The organism is Nocardia sp. CY41 (assembly GCF_009829325.1).
Classification (GTDB): Bacteria; Actinomycetota; Actinomycetes; order Mycobacteriales; family Mycobacteriaceae; genus Nocardia.
This window is the reverse complement of sequence record NZ_VUOS01000020.1, coordinates 219,695-230,233: the sequence shown is the minus strand read 5'-3', so window position 1 is coordinate 230,233 and position 10,539 is coordinate 219,695. Positions and strand designations below refer to the sequence as shown.

The following is a 10,539-nucleotide window of genomic DNA, read 5'->3' as shown; positions in this document are numbered from 1 at the left end:
TCAGCACGGGGCGGTCACCGATCGGGCATCGGCGGCCGGCACCCACGTTACGAAGAGACCTGAAATGCGGCCCTGTCCCTATCAGCGGTCCATCCGATGCCACCGGTACCCGGCGACACCACCCCCCGGATCATGCGAAAGACAGGGGCAAGAAGTCATACCGGGCCCGGCGACCGAGGCCCTGGATCGGACCCACGAGAAAGGTAACGGGCGGCTCTCTGCTCGGTCGCGTTCGGCACGATCGCGACCAGCCCGCCCAGCCGCCCCACTGTTTCACTTGCGCCCCTGCCGCCGCAGCCCGGCCACCGGTCGCCTGTGCCGCAGTTCGGTACCCGGCCACCAGCGCCGCAGTTCGGTACCCGGCCACCAGCGCCGCAGTTCGGTGCCGAGTCACCGATGCCGCAGTTCGGTGCCGCGTCACCGTTGCCGCCGTCCGGTGCTGCGTCTCCGGTGTCCCCATCCGGTGTTCAGCCACCGGAACCGCAGTTCGGCCAACACCCACCCGCCCCGCAGTCGCTACCGCCACACTGACGCGCTGTCAGGGGCTCACTCGGGGCGACTCGAGGCCACGGCACGCCCCACTAGGTCTGGTCGCCGCGCCCGAGCGCGTGCATCAGTTGATCTTCGGTGATCGGGGGCACCGGCAGCGGATGAGCCGCTTCCGCGCGCAGGCCGTCGAGAATCAGGCCGAGATGGCGCCGCCAGGCTTCGGGGGCGATGTCGCTGGTCGCCTCGACGATTCTGGTGTGTGACCAGGTGATGAAGGCGATGTCCTCGAGTACCCAATCGGCGCGCAGGGCCCCGGCTTCCTGCGCACGGGTGATGATCCGGCGCATCAGGCCGTGGCCGTACTCCTGTGCCCGCGCGATGGCACGGCTGGGCGCCGCCCGCACGGCCAGTTCGCTGAGCAGCCGATCGGCGGCTTGCAATGCGCAGACCTGTTCCACCAGGTAGACGAACGATTCCCACGGGTCGGCGATGGCCAGCGCTTCCTCGGCGATGCGGCTGCCCGCTTCGATCCGGTCCTCGACCGCGGCGGCGATGAGGTCGTCGCGGGTGGGGAAGCGGTTGTAGAGGGTGCCGATGGCGACTCCCGCGCGAGCCGCGATCTCCTTGAGCGGGGCGTCGAGGCCGCGCTCCTCGAAGACGGCGCGGGCGGCGGTCACGAGCGCGTCCCGGTTGCGCTGGGCATCGCTGCGTAACGGCTTGTCCACGGCCCGATCCTACAAATCGGATACACCCCCCATATGTTGAGCATAGGTTCAACTTAGATTATCGTCAGCGTTGAACTTGAACCAGGTCTCAACTTAATCGGGAGTGGCAATGTCGAAAACCATCGCGATCTTCGGGTACGGACCCGGCCTCGGCGTCGGCACGGGACGCAGATTCGGGCGCGAAGGGTTCCGGGTGGCCGTCATCGGACGCGACCCGGAGAAGGCGCGGCGGCATGCCGACGAGCTGGCGGCGGAAGGTATCGAAGCCGCCGCCTTCCCCGCGGACGTGACCGTCGCCGCGCAGGTCACCGGCGTGATCGCGGAGATCGAGGCGACGCTCGGGCCGATCGACGTGGCCATGCACGGCGCGGCGGGCAACATGAGCGACCGGCTGCCATCGACGCTGGCGGTGGACATCCCTTCCCTGGACGCTCCGATCGCGCTGAAGCTGCACTCGCCGATCCTGGTGACGAGGGCGCTCGCGCCGAAGATGGTGGAGCGAGGAGACGGCGCGTTGCTGTTCTCGTCGGGCTCGTCCGAGCGTTTCGTGGCGCCCTACCTGGCAAACTTCGGCATCGCGCTTGCCGCGCAGCGCGGTTACCTGCGCCAGCTCGAGGTGGAACTGCGCGGCACCGGCGTCTATGTCGGGCTGCTCAACATCGGCGCGCTGATCGACGGCAGCAAGGCCGCGCAGATCGTCGACGAGCATCCGGAAGTGGTCCCCGACGGCCTGGAGATCGTCCGCGTGAGCGGCGACGAGCTGGGCGAGCACTACTGGCGGCTGTATACCGAAAGGGACAACGTCGAGCTCGACGTCGGTTTCCCGGCCTGAGCAGACGCGCAAAGACCGTTGATCGCGCCCGGCCGGACTCGGAGAACACCTCGGGACCGGGCGCGATCCTGCGGCCGCCGGAGTAAACAACCGGTCGGTTGCCGGAGAAGTCCATTACGGCAAACTTCCGGCGAAATGCCGAGGTCGAGGACATGAAAACGGGTACGCCGAGCGGTGCCGGTGAGCACAGTTCCGACTCCACCCGGACGTGGCCGGGACTTCCGATACTCTGGGCTCCCGTGACCGTCGCATCGTCCCCGGGTAACTCCGTCCATTCCGCCTCACAGTTCGATCTGATCGTCGTCGGCTCCGGATTCTTCGGGCTGACCGTTGCCGAACGCGCCGCCACCGTGCTGGGTAAACGGGTTCTGGTGATCGAACGGCGCCACCACCTCGGTGGCAACGCCTATTCCGAGCCGGATCCGGAGACCGGGATCGAGATCCACAAATACGGCGCGCACCTGTTCCACACGTCGAACAAGCGGGTGTGGGACTACGTCACCCAGTTCACCGAGTTCACCGGCTACCAGCACCGCGTCTTCGCGATGCACAAAGGGCAGGCCTACCAGTTCCCGATGGGCCTCGGCCTGGTCTCCCAGTTCTTCGGCCGTTACTTCTCGCCGGAAGAGGCGCGCGCGCTGATCGCGGAGCAGGCCTCGGAGATCGAGACCAAGGACGCGCAGAATCTCGAGGAGAAGGCCATCTCGCTGATCGGCCGCCCGCTGTACGAGGCGTTCGTGCGCGACTACACGGCCAAGCAGTGGCAGACCGACCCGAAGGAACTGCCCGCGGGCAACATCACCCGACTCCCGGTCCGCTACACCTTCGACAACCGCTACTTCAACGACACCTACGAGGGCCTGCCCCGCGAGGGCTACACGAAGTGGCTGGAGAACATGGCCGCCTCCGACCTGATCGAGGTGCGCCTGAACACCGACTGGTTCGAGGTGCGCGAGCAGCTGCGCGCCGAGAGCCCGGACGCGCCGGTGGTCTACACCGGCCCGCTGGACCGCTACTTCGACTACAGCGAGGGCGAGCTGGGCTGGCGCACCATCGATTTCGAGACCGAAGTGCTGCCGGTCGGCGACTTCCAGGGCACCTCGGTGATGAACTACAACGACGCGGACGTGCCCTACACCCGCATCATCGAGCCGCGCCACTTCCACCCCGAGCGCGACTACCCCGCCGACAAGACCGTGATCATGCGGGAGTACTCCCGGTTCGCGCAGACCGGCGACGAGCCGTACTACCCGATCAACACCCCCGAGGACAGGGCGAAACTGCTGGCCTACCGCGAGCTGGCCAAGCAGGAGACCGCCACCGCGAAGGTCGTCTTCGGCGGCCGCCTCGGCACCTATCAGTACCTCGATATGCACATGGCGATCGGCAGCGCGCTGAGCATGTTCGACAACGTGCTGCGCCCGCATCTCGCGGACGGCGCTCCGCTGGTCGACCAGGAGGCTTAGGAGCGCGATGACCTCCCAATCCATTCTGGAAGACATGACCACCGAGACCCGCGCGAAGTCGCTGCTGCAGCGCATCATCCTGCCCCGGCCGGGTGAACCGCTGGACGTGCGCACGCTCTATGTCGAGGAGTCGGAGACCAACGCCAGGCGTGCGCACGCGACCACTCGCACCTCGCTGTCGATCGGCGCGGAGTCCGAGGTCTCGTTCTGCACCTACTTCAACGCGCTGCCCGCGAGCTACTGGCGGCGCTGGAGCGTCCTGTCGTCGGTGGTGCTGCGCTTGGAACTGGCCGGCCACGGCCGAGTGGACGTGTACCGCTCGAAGGCCGACGGTTCGCGAATCCACGTGCAGGGCAAGGAATTCGCGGTCGCGACCGGCGCCGACTCGGTCGTCGTCGAGTTCGAGACCGATCTGGGCCCGTTCGAGGACGGCGGCTGGATCTGGTTCGACATCACCAGCGACACGGCGGTCACGCTGCTGTCCGGAGGCTGGTACGCGCCGGTCGAGGCGCCCGGCGAGGGCAGCATCGCGGTCGGCATGCCCACCTTCAACCGGCCCACCGACGCGGTGAAGACGCTCGCCGCCCTCGGTTCGGACCCGCTGGTGCTGGAGAAGATCAAGGCCGTCATCATCCCGGACCAGGGCACCAGGAAGGTCGTCGACGAACCCGGCTTCGCGGAATCGTCGGCGGCGCTCGGTGACCGTCTGTCCATCCACGACCAGCCCAACCTCGGTGGATCCGGCGGCTACAGCCGGGTGATGTACGAGGCGCTGAAGACCACCGACGCCGAGTACATCGTCTACATGGACGACGACATCGAGATCGAGCCCGACTCGATCCTGCGCGCGCTGGCCTTCGCCCGCTTCGCCAAGTCGCCGGTGCTGGTCGGCGGCCAGATGCTCAACCTGCAGGAGCGCTCGCACCTGCACGTCATGGGCGAGGTCGTCGATCGCGGCATCTTCATGTGGACCGCGGCGCCGAACGTCGAGTACGACCACGATTTCTCCAAGTACCCGCTCAAGGACCGGGACAACTCCAAGCTGCTGCACCGGCGCATCGACGTCGACTTCAACGGCTGGTGGACCTGCGTCATCCCGCGCCGCGTCGCCGAGGAGCTGGGCCAGCCGCTGCCGCTGTTCCTGAAGTGGGACGACGCGGAGTACGGCCTGCGCGCCCGAGCGGCCGGGTACCCGACGGTCACCCTGCCCGGCGCGGCGGTGTGGCACATGGCCTGGAGCGACAAAGACGACGCCATCGACTGGCAGGCGTACTTCCACCTGCGCAATCGCCTGGTCGTGGCCTCGCTGCACCTGCCGGGCAACGGGCGCGGCATGGTGGTCGACACGATCAAGGCCACGCTGAAACACCTGCTGTGCCTCGAGTACTCGACGGTCGCGATCCAGAACCTCGCCATCCGCGACTTCCTCGCGGGTCCCGAACGGCTGTTCCAGCTGCTGCCCAGTGCGCTGGGCGCGGTGCACGAACTGCGCAGGCAGTATCCGGACGCGGTGATCCTGCCCTCGTCCACGGAACTGCCGCTGGCCAGCCACATCGGCGTCGGCGCGGTCGGCGAGCCGGCCAACCCGATCGCCAAGGTGGTCCGGCTGGCCAAGGGCGTGGTGCACAACTTCCGCCCCGCGCACCCCGAGCACCACGAGACCCCGCAATTGAACGTGCCGACCCTGGACGCGCGCTGGTTCCTGCTCTCGCAGGTCGACGGCGTCACCGTCACGACGGCTGACGGGCGCGGCGTCGTCTACCGCAAGCGCGACCCGCGCCAGGCGCTGGGCCTGTTCAAGGAGGCCATGCGCCTGCGCAAGGAGCTGGCCGCCCGCTTCCCGGAGATGCAGCAGCGCTACCGCGCCGCCCACCCGCAGCTGACCAGCACCGCGGCGTGGGAGAAGGTCTTCGGCATCGACACGAAGGATGGGCAGCAGTGAGTCTGGGAGCGAGCGCCGCCGACGACGCGGTGGCGCAGCCGCCGTTGCACAGCGCGAACGGGCACGGCGGCCCCGTGTCCGCGCAACCGGCGACGGCGGGGCAGCAGGCGCCGCCGGAGGTCGCCGTCATCAACGCCGTGCAGGCCACCCTCGGCAGCAAGCCCGCCGTGGTTTCTGCGGCGCGCGGCCTGTCGCACTTCGGTGAGCACGCGCTCGGCTGGGTCGGCATCGCCGCCGCGGGCTGGCTGGTGGACAAGCCGCGGCGCAGACAGTGGGCCGGGGTCGCGGTCGGCGCGGTCGGCGCCCACGCGGCCTCCATCGTCATCAAGCGAATCGTGCGCCGCCCCCGCCCGAACGACCCGTCGGTGCAGGTCAACGTGGGAACGCCGAGCAAACTGAGCTTCCCGTCCTCGCACGCGACCTCGACGACGGCAGCGGCCGTGTTGCTCGGCAGATTGACCGGGCTACCCTTGCCTGCGGTGCTCGTCCCCCCGATGCTGCTTTCCCGGGTGGTCCTCGGGGTGCACTACCCCACCGATGTGCTCGCCGGTTCCGCGCTCGGCGCCGCGTCGGCCGCCGCCCTGCTCGCCGCCGAAAAGAGACTCGACAGTGACCGCACAAGAAAGAGCCTTGGTTGACATGAGTGAAGAGCCGACCGGCGCCGACCTGGCCGAGGCGGTAGTCAAGGGCCCGCCCAAGACGCTGGCCGGCGGTCTGTTCAAGGCAGTCCGTCCGCGGCAATGGGTCAAGAACGTCCTGGTGCTCGCCGCGCCGCTGGCGGCGGGGACGGCCACCGACGTGGACGTGCTGGCGCACGTCGGCATCGCCTTCGTGGTGTTCTGCATGGCGGCCTCGGGCATCTACCTGGTCAACGACGCGCTCGACGTGGAGGCCGACCGGGCGCACCCGACCAAGCGGTTCCGGCCGATCGCCGCGGGCGTCGTCCCGGTGAACCTGGCCTACCTGCTGTCGGCGCTGCTGCTGTCCGGGTCGATCGCGGGATCGTTCCTCGCCTCGTGGCATCTGGCCGTGGTGATGGCGGTCTACATCGGTATCCAGCTGGCCTACTGCTTCGGGCTCAAGCATCAGGCCGTGCTGGACATCTGCATCGTGTCCTCCGGCTTCCTGCTGCGCGCGGTGGCCGGTGGCGCGGCGGCGGACATCGATCTGTCGCAGTGGTTCCTGCTGATCATGGCCTTCGGCTCGCTGTTCATGGCGGCGGGCAAGCGCTACGCGGAACTTCAGATCGCGTTGGGCACCGGCGCCAAGATCCGCAAGTCGCTGGAGTACTACACCCCCACCTACCTGCGTTTCATCTGGACGCTGGCCGCGACGGCGGTCGTGGTGTTCTACGGTCTCTGGGCCTTCCAGCAGGACGGCATCAAGGACACCAACTGGTTCGGGATCTCGATGATCCCGTTCACGATCGCGATCCTGCGTTACGCGGTCGACGTCGACGGCGGCGAGGCCGGGGAGCCGGAAGAGATCGCGCTGGGGGACCGCGTCCTGCAGTTCCTCGCAATCGCCTGGATCGGAGCGGTAGGTGTCGCTGTCTATCTCACCTGACGAGATGCTGGTAGCGGAGCAAACGGAATACGCGGCGGAGCGGCCTGCCGATGCGCAGGCCCGCTCCGCGTCGCGGTTCGCGCGTCTGTCCAAAGCCACGTTCGTCGGTGGGATCGCGCTCACCGTTGTCCTTTTCGGGGTCGGAGGCTGGCAGCGACGGTGGATCGCCGACGACGGTCTCATCGTGTTGCGCACCGTGCGCAATCTGCTGGCGGGCAACGGTCCCGTCTTCAACGCGGGCGAGCGGGTCGAAACCAACACCAGCACCGCGTGGACCTACCTGGTCTGGTTCTTCAGCTGGCTGACCCAGGCGCGGCTGGAGTACGTGGTGCTCGGCGTCGCCATCACGGTGTCGCTGGCGGCGATCGTCTTCGCCATGCTCGGTTCGGCGCGGCTGTGGGGCGGAACGGGCGCCGGCCTGCTGTTGCCCGCGGGCGTGCTGGTTTACATCGCGCTTCCCCCGGCCCGCGACTACGTCACCTCGGGCCTGGAAAGCGGCCTGGTGATCTGCTGGATCGGCCTGCTGTGGTGGCAGCTGATGCGCTGGAGCCAGGCGAAATCGGTGCGCATGCCGGGCCTGCTCGGGTTGGTCTTCCTCGCCGGGCTCGCCCCGCTGATCCGTCCCGAGATGACGCTGGTCGGCGCGCTGGCGCTGCTGATGATCTTCTTCGCCCCGATGCCGGAGAGCAGGCTGCGCCCGATCGTGCTGCGCGCGGTGATCGTCGTGGTGGCCGGGCTGGTGCCGCTTGGGTACCAGATCTGGCGGATGGGCTACTACGGTCTGCCGTACCCCAACACCGCCGTCGCGAAGGACGCGGGCGGCGCCAAATGGGGGCAGGGCTTCACCTACCTCTGGGACCTGGTCGGTCCGTACTTTCTGTGGGCGCCGCTGCTGGTGCTGCTGATCGCCGGTGTGCTCGCGGCACGCACGCGGCCGGGCCGGACCGCCGGTGACGAGGCGCGCGGCTGGTCGGTGCACCGGCTCCGGGTGTGGCTGCGTTCGCCGGGCGCGGTGGTCACCACGGTCCTGCTCAGCGGGTTTCTCCTGACCGTCTACGCGCTGCGGGTCGGCGGCGACTTCATGCACGGCCGGATGCTGCTGCCGCAGTTGTTCCTGCTGGTGCTGCCGGTCGCGGTCATTCCGATCCGGGCGCCGCAGGGCGGGCTGCGCGCGGCGACCACCGCCGACTGGTCCCTCGCGGCGATCGCCGTGGCGTTCGTCGCGGTCGCCGGTTGGGCGCTGTTCGCGGCCGACACCACCGCGATCAAGACCGGCACCAAGATCACCTCGACCGGCATCGTCGACGAGCGCGTCTACTACGTGCTCAACACCGGGCACGACCATCCGATCCTGGCCGAGGACTACCTGGACTATCCGCGTATCCGCGCGATGGTCGACGACATCGCCAACAGTCCGAACGGTGGGCTGCTGCTCAACTCGCCGTCGTTCATGTTCTGGTACATCGCGCCACCGCCCCAGCCGATTCCGGCCGGCGGCGCCGGGCACACGGTCTACTTCCTGAATCTCGGGATGACGAGCATGAACGTTCCGCTGGACGTGCCCGTGATCGATCCGATGGGCCTGGCCTACCCGCTGGCCGCGCACACCGATCGGCTCACCGACGGCCGGATCGGACACGACAAGAGCCTGTACCCGGACTGGGTCGTCGTGGACACCGGCATGGTGGACAAGAAGCCGTGGATGCCCTGGTATCTGGACGAGAAGTGGGTCACCCAGGCGCGCACCGCGATGTCCTGCCCCGACACCCAGGCGCTGATGATCTCCTACCGCGATCCGCTCACCTTCGAGCGGTTCCGGCACAACCTGCGCAACGCGCTGCGGTTCGCGAAGTACCGCATCGATCGGGTGCCGAAGTACGAGATCCAGCGGTGCGGACTGGTCGATCCGTTCCCGCAACCGGTCGCGCCACGCTGACCTCTGGAATCACAGTGGGCCCATCGGACACGGTGGGCCCAGTGGCCCCATTGTGCGAGGTAGATAAAGTGGCGTACCTCGCTTTATCTCTTTTTGGTAACGCCACCGTGTCGATACCGATATACGCTACGACCGTATGCCCGGCCTGGCGTCCACGGGTCGTGGGCATCGGCGGGTTACCGTGTGGACGGCTTGCCGCTGTCGCTTGTGAAACGAAAGGTTGAAACTGATGCGAGGCGTGATCGGGCGTCGTCTGAAAACTCGAAGAGCAGGTTCCTGGCTCAAGCGATCCATGCTGGTTTCGCTGGCTGTTCTGCTACCGCTCGGGGTGTCGGTGGCAGGCCCTGCCGCCCCGGCCTCCGCCGCGTTCAATCCGGATGGCTTCGACTTCTGGGTCGATTCCGAAATGGGGCCGATCAAGTCGCGCGTCTTCCGCGCCGCCGACGGCAACACCGGGCGCGTGGTCTACGCGCTGGACGGCATGCGGGCGCGCACCGACTTGAGCGGCTGGGAGATCGACACCGAGGTCGTGCGCGAGCTGACCAAGTGGAACATCAACGTGGTCATGCCGGTCGGCGGACAGTCCAGCTTCTACGCCGACTGGAACGGCCCCAGCGACTTCTTCGGCCTCGGCAGCGCGGGCTCGTCCTCCACCGGTTCGGCGAACTCGGGATCCGGCCTGCTGACCGGCTCCGCGGGCGGCCCGGGCAAGACCAGCACCTATAAGTGGGAAACGTTCCTCACCAACAATTTGCGCTGGGCGCTGCGCGACCGGCTCGGGTTCAACCCCAACGGCAACGGCGTGTTCGGCCTGTCCATGGGCGGCAGCGCGGCGCTCACCCTGGCGGCCTACCACCCCGACCAGTTCCGTTATGCCGGTTCGTACTCCGGCTACCTGAACATCTCCGCGCCGGGCATGCGTGAGGCGTTGCGCGTGGCCATGCTGGACGCGGGTGGCTACAACATCGATGCGATGGCGCCGCCGTGGGGCCCGCAGTGGCTGCGGATGGACCCGTTCGTATTCGCGCCGCGACTGAAGGCGAACAACACCCGCCTGTGGGTCTCCGCGGGCAGCGGTCTGCCGAGTGGGGCGGACGGCATCAGCTTCAACACGCTCAACGCGATGGGCCTGGAAGCGCTCGCGCTGGCCAACACCCGCGCGTTCCAGGTTCGCATGCTCACGCTGGGCGCGAACAACGTCACCTACGACTTCCCGGCCGTGGGCGTGCACAACTGGAACTATTGGGCCGATGAGGTCTACCGGATGATTCCGGATCTGTCCGCGAACATCGGGTAGTAACCCGCCGGCAGCGACGAAAGACCGCTCCGCGTCACCGGCGCAGAGCGGTCTTTCGGCGTTTACGCGGTCGTCCGCGGGTACTTAGGCAACGAATAGAAGAGAAAGCGGCTTCGGTAGTTGTGGTCTGGATCACCATCCAGCAACATGAAGGCATTCGTTGTCGATTGATACCTGTTCAACATGCATCGAGTTCGATTCGCCTCGTTTCTCGATGGACGCCGCGTACTCGGCACTCGATGGGTACCGGCAGAGATCGCTGGAAGTTTGCCGAATCGGCCGCCCG

At 67.7% G+C, this 10,539-nt stretch carries 8 protein-coding genes; 7 read left to right on the top strand and 1 reads right to left on the bottom strand.

What is annotated here, in order from left to right:
* Positions 1–581: 581 nt before the first annotated feature.
* Entirely contained in the window at positions 582–1,214 is a 633-nt protein-coding gene (locus GVY64_RS22870) for a TetR/AcrR family transcriptional regulator (RefSeq protein WP_159844782.1), read from the bottom strand.
* A 109-nt stretch (positions 1,215–1,323) separates the two neighbouring features.
* On the opposite strand from GVY64_RS22870, the gene GVY64_RS22865 reads away from it, so the two are divergent.
* The 7 genes from GVY64_RS22865 to GVY64_RS22835 all read left to right on the top strand — a co-directional run bounded on the left by GVY64_RS22865 (position 1,324) and on the right by GVY64_RS22835 (position 10,253).
* A complete protein-coding gene (locus tag GVY64_RS22865; protein WP_159844779.1) occupies positions 1,324–2,046 on the top strand; it encodes an SDR family NAD(P)-dependent oxidoreductase in 723 nt (240 codons plus the stop codon).
* Between the two features lie 239 nt (positions 2,047–2,285).
* Entirely contained in the window at positions 2,286–3,512 is a 1,227-nt protein-coding gene (gene glf / locus GVY64_RS22860) for a UDP-galactopyranose mutase (RefSeq protein ID WP_159844776.1), read from the top strand.
* Positions 3,513–3,519: 7 nt separating this feature from the next.
* Positions 3,520–5,454: a glycosyltransferase gene (locus GVY64_RS22855; protein ID WP_159844773.1), complete on the top strand. Its 1,935-nt coding sequence runs from the start codon at positions 3,520–3,522 to the stop codon at positions 5,452–5,454.
* Between the two features lie 74 nt (positions 5,455–5,528).
* Positions 5,529–6,092: a phosphatase PAP2 family protein gene (locus GVY64_RS22850; protein ID WP_159844874.1), complete on the top strand. Its 564-nt coding sequence runs from the start codon at positions 5,529–5,531 to the stop codon at positions 6,090–6,092.
* Position 6,093: 1 nt separating this feature from the next.
* Complete coding sequence (locus GVY64_RS22845) at positions 6,094–7,020, top strand: decaprenyl-phosphate phosphoribosyltransferase (protein ID WP_159844770.1); 927 nt, start codon at positions 6,094–6,096, stop codon at positions 7,018–7,020.
* Positions 7,021–7,024: 4 nt separating this feature from the next.
* Complete coding sequence (zomB, locus tag GVY64_RS22840) at positions 7,025–8,956, top strand: flagellar motor control protein ZomB (protein WP_159844872.1); 1,932 nt, start codon at positions 7,025–7,027, stop codon at positions 8,954–8,956.
* 229 nt (positions 8,957–9,185) lie between these two features.
* Positions 9,186–10,253: an alpha/beta hydrolase gene (locus GVY64_RS22835; protein WP_268895666.1), complete on the top strand. Its 1,068-nt coding sequence runs from the start codon at positions 9,186–9,188 to the stop codon at positions 10,251–10,253.
* Positions 10,254–10,539: the final 286 nt, after the last annotated feature.

Excerpts from the sequence above, each read along its gene's own strand:
- GVY64_RS22855 (WP_159844773.1), top strand. The coding sequence starts at position 3,520 with ATGACCTCCCAATCCATTCTGGAAGACATGACCACCGAGACCCGCGCG.
- GVY64_RS22865 (WP_159844779.1), top strand. The coding sequence starts at position 1,324 with ATGTCGAAAACCATCGCGATCTTCGGGTACGGACCCGGCCTCGGCGTC.
- GVY64_RS22845 (WP_159844770.1), top strand. The coding sequence starts at position 6,094 with ATGAGTGAAGAGCCGACCGGCGCCGACCTGGCCGAGGCGGTAGTCAAG.
- zomB (WP_159844872.1), top strand. The coding sequence starts at position 7,025 with ATGCTGGTAGCGGAGCAAACGGAATACGCGGCGGAGCGGCCTGCCGAT.
- GVY64_RS22835 (WP_268895666.1), top strand. The coding sequence starts at position 9,186 with ATGCGAGGCGTGATCGGGCGTCGTCTGAAAACTCGAAGAGCAGGTTCC.